The following is a 19280-nucleotide window of genomic DNA, read 5'->3' on the forward strand; positions in this document are numbered from 1 at the left end:
TGAAAACGCCCTAACCATGAAACTGAACGAGCGCCTGTCCACTCTGCCGCGCGACATCGTCGCCGGCATCGTCGTTTTCCTCGTCGCGCTGCCGCTGTGTCTCGGCATCGCCAATGCATCCGGCGTCGAGCCGTTCGCCGGGCTGGTGTCCGGCATCGTCGGCGGAATCGTCGTCGCGCTGCTGAGCGGCTCGTCGCTGTCCGTGAGCGGGCCGGCGGCCGGCCTCGTCGTGATCGTCGTCGAAGGGATCGCACAACTCGGCAGCTTCTCCGCATTCCTGCTCGCGGTACTGCTGTCCGGCGTCCTCCAGTTCGGCTTCGGCATGCTGCGCGCCGGCCGCTTCGCCGCCTACGTGCCGTCGCCCGTCATCAAGGGCATGCTTGCCGCGATCGGCCTGTTGCTGATCGTGAAGCAGATTCCGTTCGCATTCGGTATCGGCGGCGCGGCCGCGCAATCGTTTGCGTCATGGCCGGGCCTGCCGACCGCATGGGCGGCCACGGTCATCGCGCTCGTGTCCGTCGCGCTGCTCGCCGCATGGGACACGCCGGCGCTCAAGCGCTTCGCATGGGCCCGCGCGGTTCCCGCGCCGCTTGCGGTCGTCTTGTTCGGCATCGGCGCGACGCTGCTGCTCGGCGCGATCGCGCCGTCGGTCGCGCCGGGCGCCGCGCATCGCGTGACGCTGCCCGAACTCGAATCGTTCGCGGCGCTCGCCGCATCGCTCAAGCACGCGGAGCTCGGCCCGAACTTCGGGCAGCTCGTGAACCCGGACGTGTGGCGCGTCGCGATCACGCTTGCGGTGGTCGCGAGCCTCGAGACGCTGCTGAGCCTGGAAGCGGTCGAGCAGATCGACCCGAAGCGCCGGCCGACCCAGCCGGATCGCGAGCTGAAGGCACAGGGCGTCGGCAACCTCGTCGCGGGTGCGGTCGGCGGGCTGCCGATCACGTCGGTGATCGTGCGCAGCTCGGTCAACGTGAATGCGGGGGCGCAAAGCCGGATGTCGGCGATCGTGCACGGGGTGCTGCTGCTTGCCAGCGTGTTCGCGCTCACCGGCCTGATCAACCTGATCCCGCTCGCGAGCCTCGCGGCGATCCTGATCCACACCGGCTTCAAGCTCGCGAAACCGGCGCTGTTCCGCTCGGTGCTGAAGCAGGGTCCGGCCGCGTTCGTGCCGTTCGCCGCGACGATTGCGGGCGTGCTCGCGGTCGACCTGCTGTTCGGCATCGCAGTCGGCCTCGCGTGCAGCGTGCTGGCGGTCGCGGTCGCGAACCTGAAGAGCCCCGTCACGCTCGCACAGCATGACGATCACTTCCTGCTGTCGTTCCGCAAGGACGTCTCGTTCGTCGGCAAGGTGCAGGTCAAGCATCACCTGCGACACATTCCGGACCGTGCGGCCGTGATCATCGACGCGACGCGCGCCGACTACATCGATCACGACGTGCTGGAGCTGATCGACGCATTCGTCGCCGATGCGCCGCGGCGCGCCATCACGGTCGAGTTCCGCCGCCGCAGCCCGGCGCCGCGCCCGGCCGCGCGCCGCCGGCTGTTCCGCGCGCCGGCCGCGGAATGAGCGGCACATGAAAAAACGCCCCGGGCGGCGCAAGGCCGCACGGGGCGTTTCAGGCGTTCGGCGCCCGACGCGCAGGTTATGAACGCTGCGGGTTGAGCTTGTCGTCCTTCGAGTGCAGCTTGTTCAGTGCGGCGATGTACGCCTTCGCGGAAGCCGCGACGATGTCCGGATCGGTGCCGACGCCGTTGACGATCCGGCCGCTCTTCGACAGCCGGACGGTCACTTCGCCCTGCGCCTGCGTGCCGGTCGTGATCGCGTTCACCGAGTACAGCAGCAGTTCGGAACCGCTGCCGACTTCGCTCTCGATCGCGTTCAGCGTCGCATCGACCGGACCGTTGCCGCGTGCCTCGCCGGTCACTTCCTTGCCCTCGACCGCGAACACGACCTTCGCGTGCGGCTGCTCGCCGGTTTCCGAACGCTGCGACAGCGACACGAACTTGAAGTGCTCCTGCTCCTGCGCCAGCGCCGACTCTTCGGAGACGATCGCGATGATGTCCTCGTCGAAGATCTCGGCCTTGCGGTCGGCAAGATCCTTGAAGCGCATGAATGCGGCGTTCAGTTCGGCTTCGCTGTCGAGCGACACGCCGAGCTCCTGCAGGCGCTGCTTGAATGCGTTGCGGCCCGACAGCTTGCCGAGCACGATCTTGTTCGCGGTCCAGCCCACGTCTTCCGCGCGCATGATCTCGTAGGTGTCGCGCGCCTTCAGCACGCCGTCCTGGTGGATGCCCGACGCGTGTGCGAATGCGTTCGCACCGACCACGGCCTTGTTCGGCTGCACGACGAAACCGGTGATCTGCGACACGAGCTTCGACGTCGGCACGATCTGCGTCGTGTCGATGCCGACGTCGAGGCCGAAGTAGTCCTTGCGCGTCTTCACGGCCATCACGATTTCTTCGAGCGACGTATTGCCCGCGCGCTCGCCGAGACCGTTGATCGTGCACTCGATCTGGCGTGCGCCGCCGATCTTCACGCCGGCGAGCGAGTTCGCCACCGCCATCCCGAGGTCGTTGTGGCAATGCACGGAGAAGATCGCCTTGTCCGAGTTCGGAATGCGTTCGCGCAGCGTCTTCACGAGGTTGCCGTAGAGTTCCGGCACGCCGTAGCCGACCGTGTCTGCAATGTTGATCGTCGTCGCGCCTTCGGCGATCACCGCTTCCAGCACGCGGCACAGGAAGTCGAGATCCGAGCGGCTGCCGTCTTCGGGCGAGAATTCGACGTTGTCGGTGAACTTGCGCGCGAAGCGCACCGCGAGGCGCGCCTGCTCGAACACCTGGTCGGGCGTCATCCGCAGCTTCTTCTCCATGTGCAGCGGCGACGTCGCGATGAACGTGTGGATCCGGGAACTGTTGGCCGGCTTCAGCGCGTCGGCCGCGCGCTGGATGTCCTTGTCGTTGGCGCGCGCCAGCGAACAGATCGTGCTGTCCTTCACGAGACCGGCGATCGTGTGGATCGCGTCGAAGTCGCCGTTCGAGCTGGCCGCGAAGCCTGCCTCGATCACGTCGACCTTCATCCGCTCGAGATGCTTCGCGATGCGGATTTTCTCTTCCTTCGTCATCGACGCACCGGGCGATTGTTCGCCGTCACGCAACGTCGTATCGAAAATGATCAGCTTGTCTGTCATGGGGGGCTCCAGGGCTCTTTATACGGAAATCAAACGTAATGAGATCGCGCCACCGCTGGCGACGCTCAACAACAGACGAGGCTTGACGGAGGGCGAGAACGGTCAGCGCGGCAGGCGCGCCAAAGCTAGCGCGCGTAGCGGCGCACCGGCTAGAAGGAGGGAGAGGCGGGAAGATGCAGTCATGCCGAAGACTATAGCGACATTCCGCCGGGTGCGCAATCGGACGACACCCGGGATGCCGCGCTGCGTCATTCGAAAAAGGGGCAAATGAAAACGGCGGCCTCGAAACCGGGGCCGCCGCTGCGGGAGCAGGTTGCGCGTCAGTGATCGCGCTGCGACGATCGCGCGGGGTTCGCGCGCCCTCGCACGGCCATGTAGGCCCAGAACACGTAGCCGGACAGCCCGTACAGCACGAACAGGCAGAACAGCATCAACGGCGGATCGGACGATACGAGCACGAACGCGACGACGACCAGCAGGATCGCCGCGAACGGCACGCGATGCCGCACGTCGAGCGCCTTGCCGCTGTAGAACGGCGCGTTCGACACCATCGTCACGCCCGCATAGATCGTCAGCACGAACGCGACCCACGGCAGCCAGCCGAGCTTCATCGGCACGCGGTTGTCGGTCGCGAGCCACACGAAGCCGGCGATCAGCGCGGCGGCGGCCGGGCTCGGCAGCCCCTGGAAGAAGCGCTTGTCGACGACGCCGATGTTCGTATTGAAGCGCGCGAGGCGCAGCGCGGCGCCCGAGCAGTAGACGAACGCGGCAAGCCAGCCCCAGCGGCCGAGATCCTTCAGCACCCACTCGTACATCACGAGCGCGGGCGCGACGCCGAACGACACCATGTCCGACAGGCTGTCGAACTGCTCGCCGAACGCGCTTTGCGTATGCGTCATCCGCGCGACGCGCCCGTCCATTCCGTCGAGCACCATCGCAACGAAGATCGCGATCGCGGCGATCTCGAAACGCACGTTCATCGCCTGCACAACCGCGAAGAAACCGCAGAACAGCGCGGCGGTCGTGAACGCGTTCGGCAGCAGGTAGATGCCGCGCGTCTTCAGGAACCGCTGGCGCGCGGCACGGCGGCTTTCGCTGGGCAGCGGATCGGGCGCCATCACCTTGTTGCGGCGGAACGGGCGCGGAGTCTGGTTGGCGCCGTTGCGCGGCCGGCGCGGTTTGAATGCGGCCATCGTGCGTCCGCCGCTTACTGTTCGAGCTCGGCGAGGATCGTCGACGATGCGTAGACCTTCTCGCCGATCGACACCTTCGCGCGGCTGCCGAGCGGCAGGTACACGTCGACGCGCGAGCCGAAGCGGATGAAACCGTAGCGCTGGCCGCGCGACAGCGGTTCGCCCGCGCGCACGTAGCAGAGGATCCGGCGGGCAACGAGGCCGGCGATCTGCACGGCGGTGACGGTCTTGCCGCTCGCCGTCTGGATCACGACCGCATTGCGTTCGTTCTCGGTCGACGCCTTGTCGATCGCCGCGTTCAGGAACGCGCCCGGGAAGTACTCGACCTTGGAGATCGCGCCATCGACCGGCGAACGCTGCGAATGGACGTTGAAGACATTCATGAACACGCTGATCTTCAGCGCTTCGCGATTCGCGTACGGGTCCTGCGTGGTCTCGACCGCGACGATGCGGCCGTCCGCCGGGCACAGCACCGCGTTCGGCTGCGCCGGGATCGGGCGCTGCGGATCGCGGAAGAACTGGACGACGAAGACGAGCAGCAGCCAGAACGGCCACGCGAAGCCGAAGCCCCCGACGGCGTGGATCAACAACGCGAGGACGGCTGCGATCGCGATGAACGGCCAGCCTTCGCGCGCGATGATCGGATGAGGATAGTTCATGGGTTCGTTCGGTGTTCGGTGAATTGGTAGGGTAGCCCCCTCTCCTTGCGGAGAAGGGGCCCCCTAGGAACCGTACGTGCGAGTTTCCCCGCATACGGCTCGAGCCTACATGTCGATCAAAGTCCGACCTGGGGTCGGACCGGCTTAGTTACCGCAATTTTACCGGCGTGCACCTGCCGGTGACAGTCGGGGTGAAGCAAAACCCGGTTGGAGAGAGCATCGGTGCCGCCATGCATCCGGTATTCCAGATGATGGTCATGCCATCCGGTCTCGTCCGACAGGGCACAGCCACAGTGCGCACACAACCCGCCCTGCGACATGTACAGGCTCGCCCATTGTTTTCGGTAGCGCATGGTGTCTCCCATTCGCTCCTGCCGCAATAGCTCGCCGTACTGCTCCCACTCCGGATCAAAGGGGTTGTAGCCACCCTTGATCTTCTTGTGCCGTTTGATTTCCGTACCACTGAGGTGGTACAGCTCATTCAGCCCCTGACTACCGTCTTCGCGAACCGCTCGGACAGCGAATACCCAGTGTCGAGTTCCAACCGTGTGGAAATATTTCTTTCTCACCCAGTCAGCCCTCTTCTTCGGGTGCCGCCTCCTCGCCCACCGCCAGAGCCTCTGAAAGACCAAAGACTCCATGCGGCTGTACGCCTGCTTTGCCACCACGGGGCGGTGATACTGTGCCCACCCTCGTAGCATCGGACTCAGCAATCGAATCAGGTCCGACTGCTTTGCCGCCTTGTTGCCGCCGATCGTTTCCGCAACCTTGCGATAGAACGTCTGCACGTTCTTCTTGCTCGGTTTGATGAGCAGCGTTCCCGAGTACTTCCGGAAATTCCACCCAAGGAAATCGAAGCCTTCGTCAATGTGCACGATGCGCGTCTTCTCCTCGGAAAGTTGCAGTCCTCGCTGCGCAAGGAATGCCTCAACCCAAGGCTTGACCTCGCTCGCCAGTATCTCTTGCGAGTCACCGGTGATCACGAAGTCGTCTGCGTACCGCACTGCATTCACTTTCAACTTCTTGGCCTTCGCGATCCCGAATCTCGCACGCAAGTGCTCGATCAGTTCACGCTCCAACCCGTTCAGCGTCACGTTGGCCAGCGTCGGGGAAATGATGCCTCCCTGTGGCGTACCGGCCTCAGTCGCCTGTAGCTGCCCCTTGTAAATCAGGCCAGCCTTCAACCACTTCCGGAGGATCTCCTTGTCCATCGGGACATGGTTCACCAGCCAGTCATGGTTGATGTAGTCGAAGCAGCCTTTGATGTCCGCCTCTAAGACCCATTGGGCCGAAGCCTTCTGAGACAGAGAGACAAACAACTGCGACATAGCGTCAGCCGTCGAGCGGTTGATCCGAAACCCATATGAGTTCGGGTCGCCCGTCGATTCCGACACCGGCTCAAGAGCCAGCAAGTACAGGGCTTGCATCGCCCTGTCCCGCATGGTCGGTATGCCCAGAGGGCGTAACTTCCCATTGGCCTTGGGGATAAAGACTCTCCGTAATGGCAGAGGCTTGTATCCGCGCCGCTTCAACTTGCCGACAGCTTCCCATCGGCTCTCAGGCGTGTCCCACAGTTCGCGATCGACTCCAGCCGTTCGCGCACCTTGGTTTTGCGTAACACGTCGTACCGCGTACAACTTCGCGGACAACGTGCGGGTCAGCATCCGTTGCAGGGCTTTCACCCTGCGCCAGTCACCTTCCCGCGTTGCCTTCGCAATTCGAATCTGCATCCCTCTCACGTTCCGTTCCACGCGACGCCAATCGACGTCGTGCCAGTGATCCGGCGCGTGGGAGAGCGCAGACCCACCCTCACGGGCAGATACTCTCATGCTGCTCTCCTGCTCAAAGAAGTGAATCCCTTCGCGGAAAGCAACACGCCCCTTGCGGGAGCGTTTTGCTCCCACAAGGGAAAAGAACAACACTGATGACTAAGAAGCCACCAGCAATCACAATTTCAGCTTGAGGGTTAGTCAGCCGTCTTGCGACGGTAGACCAGACGGAAGTCTGCCCGCTTTCGCGTGAGGTGATGTTTCAACCTCTATCCGGACCATTACAGCCCGGCGTTCGCTTTCTCCGTCCTCCCATACCCGCACTGCCAACAGCGTTCCTCACGGTTCGCCTGCCAGCGCTCACGCGTTGGCAGCAATACGGGCTTACCACGTTCCCGGCATGTCACACGACCGATTTAGGTTCTGCCTCTCCCCCGGCGGTCCAGCGACGACGTAACCCGAGCTTTGAACGGGTTATCCGACCGCACACCTTTTGGTTCATGCCTGACAGCAGCTTAGGCACTTCCACTACTTACGAGGTTTATCAGCAGTTCACTTACGTTAACCATGTCGGTCAGCCTAGCTCCTTGACCCCATCGCTGCTGGGAGTCTCCACGCACGTGTCTCGCGACTCATGCATGCCCGAAACTTCCGGAGGCTACATTGTCAGAAGAGCTTCACACCCCACCGTTACCAGTGACGCATGTCTTCCTAGGCTACTGCTGGTCGTACAGCAGGTTCCCTTCACTCACCCTTACTGCTGGTGAGGCCGAACAATGACACACCGAGCTATCGCTCGTATCGCGCAACGAATCCGTAGCCCGAGGGCGCGGGATTTGCATACCCCACTCCGCTTGGTCAGCGGAGATGAAGCCGCTGACTGGGCGGAACCTGACGGTAATCAGGTCAATGCAATGCGAAGTCCGGCGTAGTTCAGCACACCGGACATCGCCTATGGCGATACCCGGCATACCCATACCGGGTTCGTCTCGTTACCAGAAGTGCAAAGGCTGCCGGGCTTCATGAGGCCCACATTGCACTTTTCGCGGCTGGTAAGGCTCGTACTGACGCCTCCTTAACACCGCTAGTCGATGTCCCTTACGTTGGGACTGCCCGGACACGAGCGTGCGTGTCGCACCAAAGCCCGTAGGATAGCAAAAGCCGCCCGGGGCACTGCTGCCTTCGGGCGGCTTTTTGATACCGACCCTCCACTCGAAGGGCCGGAACAGCTCGCGATGCTTAGTTCTTCGTCTGGTCGACGAGCTTGTTCTTCGCGATCCACGGCATCATCGCGCGCAGCTTCGCACCGACCTGCTCGATCTGGTGCTCGGCCGTCAGGCGGCGGCGCGACTGCAGCGTCGGGGCACCCGCCTTGTTCTCGAGGATGAAGCTCTTGGCGTACTCGCCCGTCTGGATGTCGGTCAGGCACTGCTTCATCGCCTTCTTCGTCTCTTCCGTGACGATGCGCGGGCCCGTCACGTACTCGCCGTACTCGGCGTTGTTCGAGATCGAGTAGTTCATGTTCGCGATGCCGCCTTCGTAGATCAGGTCGACGATCAGCTTCAGCTCGTGCAGGCACTCGAAGTACGCCATTTCCGGCGCGTAGCCCGCTTCGACCAGCGTCTCGAAACCAGCCTTGATCAGCTCGACGGTACCGCCGCACAGCACGGCCTGCTCGCCGAACAGGTCGGTTTCGGTCTCTTCACGGAAGTTCGTTTCGATGATGCCGGCACGGCCGCCGCCGTTCGCTGCCGCGTACGACAGCGCGATGTCGCGTGCCGCGCCCGACTTGTTCTGCGCAACCGCGATCAGGTGCGGCACGCCGCCACCTTGCGAGTACGTGCCGCGCACGGTGTGGCCCGGAGCCTTCGGCGCGATCATGATCACGTCGAGGTCGGCGCGCGGGATCACCGCACCGTAGTGGACGTTGAAGCCGTGTGCGAATGCCAGCGCCGCGCCCTGCTTGATGTTCGCGTGCACTTCCTTCGCGTACACGTCGGCGATCTGCTCGTCCGGCAGCAGCATCATGACGACGTCTGCGCCCTTCACCGCTTCCGCGACTTCCTTGACCGACAGGCCTGCGTTCTCGGCCTTGCTCCACGACGCGCCGCCCTTGCGAAGGCCGACCGTCACGTTCACGCCGCTGTCCTTCAGGTTCAGTGCGTGTGCATGGCCTTGCGAGCCGTAGCCGATGATCGTGACTTGCTTGCCCTTGATGAGGGAGAGGTCAGCGTCTTTGTCGTAGAAAACGTTCATGATGGTTCCTTCGCTAATTCAAAAATTCAACAATTCGTTCGGATTGGGTACTGCGGGCCGGGACATGACGGCGCACCCGGCGTGCCTTTTCGGCATCACACCTTCAGGATGCGCTCGCCGCGTCCGATGCCGGAGCTGCCGGTACGCACGGTCTCCAGGATCGCGCTCGCGTCCAGCCCCTGGATGAATGCGTCGAGCTTGTCGCTCGCGCCCGTCAATTCGATCGTGTAGGTCTTTTCGGTCACGTCGATGATGCGGCCGCGGAAAATATCCGACATCCGCTTCATTTCTTCGCGCTCCTTGCCCACTGCACGTACCTTGATCAGCATCAGCTCGCGTTCGATGTGTGCACCGTCGGTCAGGTCCACCACTTTCACCACCTCGATCAGGCGGTTCAGATGCTTCGTGATCTGTTCGATCACGTCGTCCGAGCCAATGGAAACGATGGTGAGCCGCGACAGCGATTGGTCTTCGGTCGGCGCCACCGTCAAGGTTTCGATGTTGTAGCCGCGTGCGGAAAACAGACCGACCACGCGCGACAGCGCGCCCGGTTCGTTTTCCAGCAGGACGGAAATGATGTGTCTCATGTTCGCTTCTTCCAGAATGTGCCGTGTCGATTCACTCGCGCCGCGCGCCGCCCGATGCCGCACCGCCCTTCGTGAAGGCGGCCGCGCGGGGCCGGGCGCGCGTCGCGCCGTTACAGATCTTCCGATCCGAGCAGCATCTCGGTGATGCCCTTGCCGGCCTGTACCATCGGCCAGACGTTTTCGGTCGGATCGGTCTGGAAGTCGAGAAACACGGTGCGGTCCTTCAGGCGCAGCGCTTCCTTCAGCGCCGGCTCCACATCCGAAGTCTTTTCGATCCGCAAGCCGACATGGCCGTACGCTTCGGCGAGCTTCACGAAGTCAGGCAGCGCATCCATGTACGAATGCGAATAGCGCTTGCTGTATTCGATCTGCTGCCACTGGCGAACCATGCCGAGATAGCGGTTGTTCAGCGAAATGATCTTCACGGGCGTGTCGTACTGCAGGCAGGTCGACAGTTCCTGGATGCACATCTGGATCGAGCCTTCGCCCGTGATGCACAGCACGTCGTCGTCCGGGTGCGCCATCTTGACGCCCATCGCTGCCGGCAGGCCGAAGCCCATCGTGCCGAGGCCGCCGGAGTTGATCCAGCGACGCGGCTTGTTGAAACGGTAGAACTGCGCCGCCCACATCTGGTGCTGGCCGACGTCCGAGCACACGAACGCATTGCCGTCCGTCAGCTCCCACGCCTTCTCGACCACGTACTGCGGCTTGATGATCTCGCTGTTGCGGTCGAACTTCAGGCAGTCCTTCGAGCGCCAGCCTTCGATGTCCTTCCACCATTGCGCGAGCGCCTCGGTGTCGGGGCCATGCTCGGCCGTCTGCAGTTGTTCGATCAGTTCCTTCAGCACTTCCTTCACGTCGCCGACGATCGGGATGTCGACCTTCACGCGCTTCGAGATCGACGACGGGTCGATGTCGATGTGGATGATCTTGCGCGGACGCGACGCGAAGTGCGCCGGATCGCCGATCACGCGGTCGTCGAAGCGTGCGCCGATCGCGATCAGCACGTCACAGTGCTGCATCGCCATGTTCGCTTCGTAGGTGCCGTGCATGCCGAGCATGCCGAGGAATTTCTTGTCCGACGCGCGATAGCCGCCGAGGCCCATCAGCGTGTTCGTGACCGGGTAGCCGAGCAGGTCGGCGAACTGGTTCAGTTCGCGTGCCGCGTCGGCGAGGATGATGCCGCCGCCCGTGTAGATGTACGGACGCTGCGCCGACAGCAGCAGCGACACGGCCTTGCGGATCTGGCCCGAATGACCTTTCGTGACCGGGTTGTACGAACGCAGCGACACGTTCTTGATCGGCTCGTACTGGCACGGCGTCTTGGAGATGTCTTTCGGGATGTCGATCAGCACCGGGCCGGGACGGCCGGTACGGGCGATGTAGAACGCTTTCTTGACGGTTTCCGCGAGGTCGCGCACGTCCTTCACGAGGAAGTTGTGCTTCACGCACGGACGCGTGATGCCGACCGTATCGCATTCCTGGAATGCGTCCTGGCCGATCGCGGCAGTCGGCACCTGGCCGCTGATCACGACCATCGGAATCGAATCCATATAGGCCGTCGCGATGCCGGTCACCGCATTGGTGACACCGGGGCCGGACGTCACGAGACAGACGCCGACGTTGCCGGTTGAGCGCGCATACGCATCGGCTGCGTGCACGGCCGCCTGTTCGTGGCGCACCAGCACGTGCTGAATCTTGTCCTGCTTGTAAAGCTCGTCGTAGATGTAGAGTACCGAGCCGCCGGGGTAGCCCCAGATGAATTCGACGTTCTCGTCGGCCAGTGCCTTCATGAGCACGGTGCCGCCAATGGAGTCGCTATCGGGAGGGGAAAGGGGTTCCGACGTGGAGAATTCCGCGCTGGGCATGTTCATTTTGACCTTTCGAATTTTCGGCAAAAAATTGATCGGGTGCTCTCTGCCGGGCTTGTGGCTCGGGTTCAAGCGGCGCGTCCAGTTGAAGGGCGGGCTTCTTGGGCCAGCCTCAAATGAGACCATCACTTCATGTTGCGAATCGCTGACGATAGCGGGTCATGATGGGGCCGTCAAGCAAAATATCCCGCAGCGCATCATGCGCGCCGCCGCACGGCCCGCGGACGCGGCTCGCGCGCAACGTAGCGCGCCGCCACCGGTGCCCAGTCACGCGAAAATTTGTTAGCATCCGCGGGTTTTACGAAATTTTTCGACCTTTCACACGCCGCAGTCCGCAGCGCATACCTTTACGGAATGGCATCAGACAAGGAACTCGCCGACTTTCTGGCGGGCGTCGAAAGGCGCGCGTTCAAGCAGGCTGCGTACGCCGTGCGTGACGACGATGCGTCGCTCGACATCGTCCAGGACGCGATGATCAAGCTGGCGGAGAAGTACGGCGACCGGCCGGCGGCCGAACTGCCGCTGCTGTTCCAGCGGATCCTGCAGAACGCGATCCACGACTGGTTCCGCCGGCAGAAGGTCCGCAATACCTGGGTCACGCTCTTCTCGTCGCTGAACAACACCGACGACGACGACTTCGATCCACTGGAAACGCTCGAATCCGCGGACGACAATGCAGGTGTCGAGAGCAGCGAGCACCGCCTCGAACGCGAGCAGGTTCTGGCCCTGATCGACGAAGAAATCCAGAAACTTCCGACGCGTCAACGGGAAGCGTTCCTGATGCGTTATTGGGAAGATATGGATGTCGCCGAGACTGCCGCCGCAATGGGGTGCTCCGAAGGCAGCGTCAAGACGCACTGCTCGCGAGCCACCCACACCCTGGCGCAAGCGCTCAAGGCCAAAGGAATCACGCTATGAGCTCCGCTCCCGTAAATCGAGAACATGAATTCGCGCTGAAGGTTCGCCGCGCGCTGGACGAACGTGCCGCGGCGCTGCCTGCCGCGACCACCGACCGTCTGGCCGCCGCGCGCCGGGCCGCGCTCGCGCGCAAGAAGCCCGAAGCCGCGACCGCGCCGGTGTTCGTGCCCGCCTTCGCCGGCACGGCCGGCGCATACGGCACGACGCCCGCGAGCCGCCCGCCGGCGTCGTTCACACGCCGCCTGCTGCGCGCATGGCCGCTCGCGGTGCTGCTCGCGGGGCTCGTCGGCATCGCATACTGGGAAGACATGCAACGGACCGCGGAACTCGCCGACATCGACGCGGCGATGCTCAGCGACGACCTGCCGCTGAACGCGTACCTCGATCACGGGTTCAACGCGTATCTTTCGCACACACGCTAACAGACAATAACGAGGGGATCGCACGGGTGAGTCAGAAGCGCGGCCTGGCCGTATTTTTCGGATGCGTGATCGCGATCGCCGTTTCCTACGTCGCCACCTATTCGCGATTCAACCCGCCCCCCGCGACGGTTTCCGCTGCGGCCAGCAGTGCGCCCGCGCCAACCTCGGCCGCTGCCGGGCTGACCCCCGAACTCCCGCAACTGCCCCTGCCGCTGCCGGCCGCCAACGGCCCGCTGTCGTGGGCGCGCCTGACGCCCGCGCAGCATGCGGCGCTCGCGCCGTTCGCCGATCAATGGGACGGCTTCAGCGACGCCCGCAAGCGGAAATGGCTGAAGATCGCATCGCGTTTCGCGAAATTGACGCCTGATGCACAAAAGCGACTGCAGGACCGGATGTCCGAGTGGGTGCGGATGACGCCCGAGCAGCGCCGCGTCGCGCGCGAGAACTACCAGAGCGCGAAGGAACTGTCCGCGCAGGCGCGCGAGCGTGCATGGAAGGCCTATCAGCAACTGCCAGAAGAACAGAAGGAACGCCTCGCGGCGGCCGAGCGCCGCCGCCGGCCGAGCGTCGTCAGTGCGCCGCCGACCGTCGCCGACCGCGACGTGCGCCGCCTCGTCAATTCGCACGAGCATCCGGCCAGCAATCCGGCACCCGCACCGGCGCCCGCACCCGCGTCGGCCGGTGCAGGCGCGTCGCCCGCCGCCGCGTCGTCCACGTCGGGGACTGCCCCGGCGCCGGCCGCCGTCACGCCCGTGTCGCCCGCCGACGCGCCGTCGCTCTTCAAGGGTTCCTGAGCGGCCGTGGCGAACACCCCCGCGCCCCAAGCCACGGCCGTCGCCACGCCGTCCGTGCGGCGGCGCCTCGCGGCGCTGCTGTACGAAGCCGTGCTGCTGTTCGGCGTCGTGTTCTTCGCGGGGCTCGCGTTCAGTCTCGCGACGCAGCAGCGCAACGGCCTCGTTCACCACAATCTCCTCGCCGCGTGGATCGCGCTCGTCGTCGGCGCGTATTTCGTCTGGTTCTGGACCCACGGCGGCCAGACGCTGCCGATGAAGACGTGGCGGCTGCGGCTCGAGTCGTCGAGCGGCAGGCCGCTGAACGCCGTTCACGCGCTCGTTCGCTATGTGCTCGGCTGGCTGTGGTTCCTGCCGCCGCTCGCGCTGCACCCGCTGCTCGGCCTGTCGGTGCCCGTCACGCTCGCGCTCACCGCCGCATGGATCGCCGTGTGGGCCAGCGCGGCCCGTCTGCACGGCGATCGCCAGTTCCCGCACGACCGTATCGCCCGTACGCGCATCGTCGCCATTCCGCGCTGAGCGGCTCACGCACCGACGCATCGCGCGGCCCGCGCCGCCGCAGCCGCCTGCGCGCATCCATCAGACGAAAATCCGCGAAGACGCTTGCGCGGCCGCTGCGCGCGACTTATCCGTCGAAGAAAAATCCGTCGGTTCGGCAGGTTACGCAACGCCGCCGCACTCGCCGCTAAACATGCCGCAACGGCGGTAATAAGAACGTCTCGTGACTGTCACGGCACAGTCACGCCCGCATGGCGCAATGCCTGTACTGTCAACCGGCGCGAGTCATGCATGGGCCAGAAAACGTCCGCGACCTCCCTGTTCCGTCAACCGCTCGGCGCCCGCGCCGCCACCGCCTTCCTGTCCGGGGCGGCCACAACCGACGCGCTGTCGTCGGATGAGCCCCCTGCCGCGCATGCGTCGCAGCGCGACGACTCCGACTCGTCCACCCATCGCTACCGCACCATCTGGCTGTCCGACATCCATCTCGGCTCGAGCGGCTGCCAGGCGCCGTACCTGCTCGACTTCCTGCGCCACAACGATTCCGAATACCTGTACCTGGTCGGCGACATCATCGACGGCTGGCAACTGAAGAAGGGCTGGTACTGGCCGCAGGCGCACAACGACGTCGTGCAGAAGATCCTGCGCAAGGCGCGCAAGGGCACCCAGGTCGTCTACATCCCCGGCAATCACGACGAAGGCGCGCGTCAGTTCTGCGACCTCGCGTTCGGCGACATCCAGGTGCGCGGCGAGGCATTTCACACGACGCTCGCGGGAAAACGTTTGTGGATCGTGCACGGCGACCTGTTCGACGGCGTGATCCAGCACGCGAAATGGCTCGCGTACCTCGGCGACACGCTCTATACGCTGATCCTCGTGCTGAACCGCTGGTTCAACCGGATCCGCAGCCGCCTCGGGTTTCAGTACTGGTCGCTGTCGCAGTACCTGAAGCACCAGGTGAAGAACGCGGTCAACTTCATCTCGCAGTTCGAGACCGTGATGACCGACGAAGCACGCCGCCGCGGCTGCGACGGCGTCGTATGCGGACACATCCACAAGGCGGAGATCCGCGACATCGACGGCGTGCTGTACTGCAACGACGGCGACTGGGTCGAAAGCCTGTCCGCGCTCGTCGAAACGACTGAAGGCGAACTGAAGATCGTCTACTGGACGGCGATGCGCACCGCGCCGACCGCAGCCCCGTCGCGCAAGGCCAAGGCCACCGCCTGACACAACCACTTACAGGACACATGCCGCGATGAAGATCATGATCGTCACCGACGCGTGGGAACCGCAGGTCAACGGCGTCGTACGCACGCTGAAGAGCACGACGCACGAACTCACCGCGCTCGGCCATCGGGTCGAAATGCTGACGCCGCTGGAATTTCGCACGCTGCCCTGCCCGACCTATCCCGAGATCCGCCTGTCGATCCTGCCGTACCGCAAGCTGCGCGCGCGGATCGACGCGTTCGCGCCCGATGCGCTGCACATCGCGACCGAAGGCCCGCTCGGCCTCGCCGCGCGACGCTATGCGCGCGCCCGCAAGCTGCCGTATACGACCGCGTATCACACGCGCTTTCCGGAATACGTGCAGGCGCGCTTCGGCATCCCGCTGGCGGCGACCTACCGCTTCCTGCACTGGTTCCACGGGCCGTCGCTCGCGGTGATGGCGCCGACCCCGGTCGTAAAGCAGGACCTCGAGAAATTCGGCTTCACGAACGTCGTGCTGTGGACGCGCGGCGTCGACCTCGACATCTTCCGGCCGATGGAGTCGAAGGTGCTCAATACCGCACGACCGATCTTCCTGTACGTCGGACGCGTCGCGATCGAAAAGAACGTCGAGGCATTCCTGCGGCTGGACCTGCCCGGCTCGAAATGGGTCGCGGGCGAAGGCCCCGCGCTCGCGGAACTGAAGTCGCGCTACCCGGAAGCAAACTATCTCGGCGTCCTGTCGCAAGCCGAGCTCGCCAAGGTGTATGCTGCGGCCGACGTGTTCGTGTTTCCGAGTCGCACCGACACGTTCGGCCTCGTGCTGCTCGAGGCCCTCGCATGCGGCACGCCGGTTGCCGCGTACCCCGTGACGGGCCCGATCGACGTGCTCGGCGGGGGCGACGCCGGCGCGATGCACGAGGATCTGCAGGAAGCCTGCCTCGAAGCGCTGAAGATCGAACGCGAAACCGCGCGCGCATGGGCGGAACGCTTCTCGTGGCGTGCGGCGTCCGAGCAATTCGCGTCGCATCTGAAGCCGCTGCCGAAGACTGCGTACTCGCCCGCCGAAGGTGCCGCCGTTTGAAACGAGACCTGAACGACAAGACCCCGCCCCCTGCCACCGCGGCGCAACCGCATCGGCCGTTCGACGAAGAAGAGCCGCACGCCGACGCGGACGTGCATCCGCACGAGCCGCTCGGCCCCGACGATCGTCTGGCGCCGCTCGCACCGAACCCGTACAAGCGCCACCGCGGCATCACCCGTGCGTGGTACGCGCTCAAGCATTCGCTGAACGGTTTTCGCGTCGCGATCCGCGAGGAAAGCGCGTTTCGCCAGGAGCTGACGCTCGCCGCGGTGATGCTGCCGATCGGCGCGTTTTCTCCGGTCCCGGCCGCATCGCGCGCGCTGCTGATCGGCTCGGTGCTGCTCGTGCTGATCGTCGAGCTGCTGAACTCGAGCGTCGAGGCCGCGATCGACCGCATCTCGCTCGAGCGCCACGAGTTGTCGAAGCGCGCGAAGGACCTCGGCAGCGCGGCGGTCACAGTCGCGCTGTTCGCGTGCGTGACGACGTGGGGCTTCGTGCTCGGCCCGGTGGTCGCGCACTGGCTCGGCTTCTAGCGGACGCCTGCATGCGGCGGCGCACCATGCGCCGCACGCATTGCGATGACGAAATGCGCCCGATGTAAGGAAACCGCGGTTTATAATCGTCCGCTAGACTTAGAACAGCAACCCGCGCCGGACGAATCTCGCAGCATCGATTGCAGCGCCCGCCAGTCCGGCACACACAGGGCCGGACGACATGGAAGCGAAACCTCCCCGCCGCACGCGCGAACGGATTCTCGAGTTGTCGTTGAAACTCTTCAACGAGATCGGCGAGCCGAACGTCACGACCACGACGATCGCCGAGGAAATGGAAATCAGTCCAGGCAACCTGTACTACCATTTCCGCAACAAGGACGACATCATCAACAGCATCTTCGCGCAGTTCGAGCAGCAGATCGAACGGCGGCTGCGCTTTCCCGAAGATCACCGTCCGACGATCGACGAGACCTGGTCGTACCTGCAGTACATGGCCGATTTCATGTGGACCTACCGGTTCCTGTATCGCGACCTCAACGACCTGCTGGCGCGCAACCGCACGCTCGAGACGCACTTCAAGCAGATCATCAGCCACAAGGTGCGCTTCGCGCACGACATGTGCGAGCTGCTCGTCTCCGACGCCGAAATGGTCGCGACGCCCGCCGAGATCGAAGTCATCGCCACCAACATGGCGGTGATCTCCACGTACTGGCTGTCGTATCAGTACGTGATGCATCCGCGCAAATACAACGACCAGGATGCGATCCGCGAAGAGCTGCACCAGGTGAGCATGCACGTGATCTCCGTCATGGCGCCCTACCTGCGCGGCCGCTCGCGCCAGCTGTTCGACGATCTCGTCTCCGGCAAGCTGCCCAAGCGCGAATTCACCGACTACCTGCCGCCGCGCGACGGTTCGCCGCGCGCCGCGGGCAGCCCGGTCGCCGCCAAGCCCGCCGCGAAGGACACGAAACAATGAAGGCAGTCTGCGTTTATTGCGGCTCGTCGTCCGGCGTGCGGCCGGTCTATGCGGACGCCGCGCGCGCGTTCGGCCGCGCACTCGTCGAAGCGGACCTCACGCTCGTCTACGGCGGCGGCCGCGTCGGCCTGATGGGCGTGATCGCCGATGAAGTGATGGCCGTCGGCGGCCGTGCCGTGGGCGTGATCCCCGAGTTGCTCGTCGACAAGGAAGTCGGTCATACGGGGCTGTCCGAACTGCACGTCGTGCCCGACATGCACCACCGCAAGAAGATGATGGCCGACCTCTCCGACGCGTTCGTCGCGATGCCCGGCGGTGCCGGCACGCTCGAGGAGCTGTTCGAGGTCTATACGTGGGCGCAGCTCGGCTATCACCGCAAGCCGGTCGCGGTGTACAACATCGATGGCTTCTACGATCCGCTGATCGCGCTGCTGCGCCATACGGTCGACGAAGGCTTCATGCGCCCGGCCTATTTCGACGCGCTGTGCGTCGAGTCCGAACCCGTCGCGCTGATCGACCGGCTGCGCCGCTATCAGCCACCCGCCCGCGACAAGTGGGCACCCGACGCAGCCAAGTAACGCTCATCGGAAGCCCATGACCGCCCCGTCCGATCGCAAGGCCGTCCTCATCACCGGCGCCAGCCGCGGCATCGGCCGCGCGACCGCCGTGCTCGCCGCCGAGCGCGGCTGGGACGTCGGCATCAACTACGCGCGCGACGCGGCCGCGGCCGAACTGACCGCGCAGGCCGTTCGCGACGCGGGTGCACGCGCCTGCATCGTGGCCGGCGACGTCGCGAACGAAGCGGACGTCATCGCGATGTTCGACACCGTCGCGGCGGCGTTCGGGCGCCTCGACGCGCTCGTCAACAATGCAGGTATCGTCGCGTCGTCGATGCCGCTCGCCGACATGCCGGCAGACCGGCTGCGGCGGATGTTCGACACCAACGTGCTCGGTGCGTATCTGTGCGCGCGCGAAGCCGCCCGCCGGTTGTCCACCAACCGCGGCGGCAGCGGCGGTGCGATCGTCAACGTGTCGTCGATCGCGTCCCGGCTCGGTTCGCCGAACGAATACGTCGACTACGCCGGCTCGAAAGGCGCGGTCGACTCGCTGACGATCGGCCTCGCGAAGGAACTCGGCCCCCACGGCGTGCGCGTCAACGCGGTGCGCCCCGGCCTGATCGAAACCGAAATCCATGCGAGCGGCGGCCAGCCGGGCCGGGCGGCCCGCCTCGGCGCCCAGACGCCGCTCGGCCGCGCGGGCGACGCGCGGGAGATCGCCGAAGCAGTCGTCTGGCTGCTCGGCGACGCGGCGTCCTACACGACGGGCGCCCTGCTCGACGTGGGCGGCGGCCGCTAACCGCGTCGA

At 64.8% G+C, this 19280-nt stretch carries 18 protein-coding genes; 11 read left to right on the plus strand and 7 right to left on the minus strand.

The annotated features are described in order from the left end of the window. Positions 1–16 precede the first annotated feature (16 nt). Positions 17–1567 (plus strand): SulP family inorganic anion transporter, encoded by a 1551-nt coding sequence (locus DCN14_RS26780; RefSeq protein ID WP_096507629.1) that lies wholly within the window; start codon positions 17–19, stop codon positions 1565–1567. A gap of 76 nt (positions 1568–1643) precedes the next feature. On the opposite strand, the gene DCN14_RS26785 is transcribed toward DCN14_RS26780, so the two are convergent. The 7 genes from DCN14_RS26785 to DCN14_RS26825 all read right to left on the minus strand — a co-directional run bounded on the left by DCN14_RS26785 (position 1644) and on the right by DCN14_RS26825 (position 11526). Then, positions 1644–3188 (minus strand): 2-isopropylmalate synthase, encoded by a 1545-nt coding sequence (locus tag DCN14_RS26785; protein ID WP_096507630.1) that lies wholly within the window; start codon positions 3186–3188, stop codon positions 1644–1646. A 320-nt stretch (positions 3189–3508) separates the two neighbouring features. After that, on the minus strand, positions 3509–4381 hold the full coding sequence (pssA, locus tag DCN14_RS26795) for a CDP-diacylglycerol--serine O-phosphatidyltransferase (RefSeq protein ID WP_096507631.1): 873 nt from the start codon (positions 4379–4381) through the stop codon (positions 3509–3511). Positions 4382–4395: 14 nt separating this feature from the next. After that, positions 4396–5040: a phosphatidylserine decarboxylase gene (locus DCN14_RS26800; RefSeq protein ID WP_096507632.1), complete on the minus strand. Its 645-nt coding sequence runs from the start codon at positions 5038–5040 to the stop codon at positions 4396–4398. A 116-nt stretch (positions 5041–5156) separates the two neighbouring features. Beyond that, positions 5157–6869, minus strand: coding sequence for a group II intron reverse transcriptase/maturase (gene ltrA / locus DCN14_RS26805; RefSeq protein ID WP_096507633.1), 1713 nt, complete (start codon positions 6867–6869; stop codon positions 5157–5159). A gap of 1179 nt (positions 6870–8048) precedes the next feature. After that, positions 8049–9065, minus strand: coding sequence for a ketol-acid reductoisomerase (gene ilvC, locus DCN14_RS26815; protein ID WP_006491032.1), 1017 nt, complete (start codon positions 9063–9065; stop codon positions 8049–8051). 95 nt (positions 9066–9160) lie between these two features. Then, positions 9161–9652, minus strand: a complete 492-nt coding sequence (gene ilvN / locus DCN14_RS26820; protein WP_006750445.1) for an acetolactate synthase small subunit — start codon at positions 9650–9652, stop codon at positions 9161–9163. Between the two features lie 110 nt (positions 9653–9762). Next, positions 9763–11526 carry an acetolactate synthase 3 catalytic subunit gene (locus DCN14_RS26825; RefSeq protein WP_096507634.1) on the minus strand — a complete coding sequence of 588 codons (1764 nt, stop codon included), beginning with the start codon at positions 11524–11526 and terminating at the stop codon, positions 9763–9765. Between the two features lie 351 nt (positions 11527–11877). Here DCN14_RS26825 and DCN14_RS26830 point away from each other — a divergent pair, with 351 nt between their 5' ends. The 10 genes from DCN14_RS26830 to DCN14_RS26875 all read left to right on the plus strand — a co-directional run bounded on the left by DCN14_RS26830 (position 11878) and on the right by DCN14_RS26875 (position 19271). After that, positions 11878–12441: an RNA polymerase sigma factor gene (locus DCN14_RS26830; RefSeq protein WP_027784998.1), complete on the plus strand. Its 564-nt coding sequence runs from the start codon at positions 11878–11880 to the stop codon at positions 12439–12441. Next, positions 12438–12863: a DUF3619 family protein gene (locus tag DCN14_RS26835; protein WP_096507635.1), complete on the plus strand. Its 426-nt coding sequence runs from the start codon at positions 12438–12440 to the stop codon at positions 12861–12863. The genes DCN14_RS26830 and DCN14_RS26835 overlap by 4 nt, the downstream gene beginning before the upstream one ends. A 26-nt stretch (positions 12864–12889) precedes the next feature. After that, the gene (locus tag DCN14_RS26840) at positions 12890–13657 is read left to right on the plus strand and encodes a DUF3106 domain-containing protein (protein ID WP_096507636.1); all 768 of its coding nucleotides are present in this window, start codon (positions 12890–12892) and stop codon (positions 13655–13657) included. 6 nt (positions 13658–13663) lie between these two features. Further along, positions 13664–14173 (plus strand): RDD family protein, encoded by a 510-nt coding sequence (locus tag DCN14_RS26845; RefSeq protein WP_096507637.1) that lies wholly within the window; start codon positions 13664–13666, stop codon positions 14171–14173. A 270-nt stretch (positions 14174–14443) separates the two neighbouring features. Then, entirely contained in the window at positions 14444–15382 is a 939-nt protein-coding gene (locus DCN14_RS26850) for a UDP-2,3-diacylglucosamine diphosphatase (protein ID WP_096507638.1), read from the plus strand. A 28-nt stretch (positions 15383–15410) separates the two neighbouring features. Next, complete coding sequence (locus DCN14_RS26855) at positions 15411–16445, plus strand: glycosyltransferase family 1 protein (protein WP_096507639.1); 1035 nt, start codon at positions 15411–15413, stop codon at positions 16443–16445. After that, positions 16442–16978, plus strand: a complete 537-nt coding sequence (locus DCN14_RS26860; RefSeq protein ID WP_096507640.1) for a diacylglycerol kinase — start codon at positions 16442–16444, stop codon at positions 16976–16978. Before DCN14_RS26855 ends, DCN14_RS26860 begins: the two co-directional genes overlap by 4 nt. Positions 16979–17159: 181 nt before the next feature. After that, positions 17160–17915 (plus strand): TetR/AcrR family transcriptional regulator, encoded by a 756-nt coding sequence (locus DCN14_RS26865; RefSeq protein WP_096507641.1) that lies wholly within the window; start codon positions 17160–17162, stop codon positions 17913–17915. Continuing rightward, the gene (locus DCN14_RS26870; protein ID WP_096507642.1) at positions 17912–18493 is read left to right on the plus strand and encodes a TIGR00730 family Rossman fold protein; all 582 of its coding nucleotides are present in this window, start codon (positions 17912–17914) and stop codon (positions 18491–18493) included. The genes DCN14_RS26865 and DCN14_RS26870 overlap by 4 nt, the downstream gene beginning before the upstream one ends. A gap of 16 nt (positions 18494–18509) precedes the next feature. After that, the gene (locus DCN14_RS26875) at positions 18510–19271 is read left to right on the plus strand and encodes an SDR family oxidoreductase (RefSeq protein ID WP_096507643.1); all 762 of its coding nucleotides are present in this window, start codon (positions 18510–18512) and stop codon (positions 19269–19271) included. Positions 19272–19280 lie beyond the last annotated feature (9 nt).

Origin of the sequence: Burkholderia sp. IDO3 (genome assembly GCF_003366075.1) — a bacterium.
GTDB classification, from domain to species: Bacteria; Pseudomonadota; Gammaproteobacteria; order Burkholderiales; family Burkholderiaceae; genus Burkholderia; species Burkholderia anthina.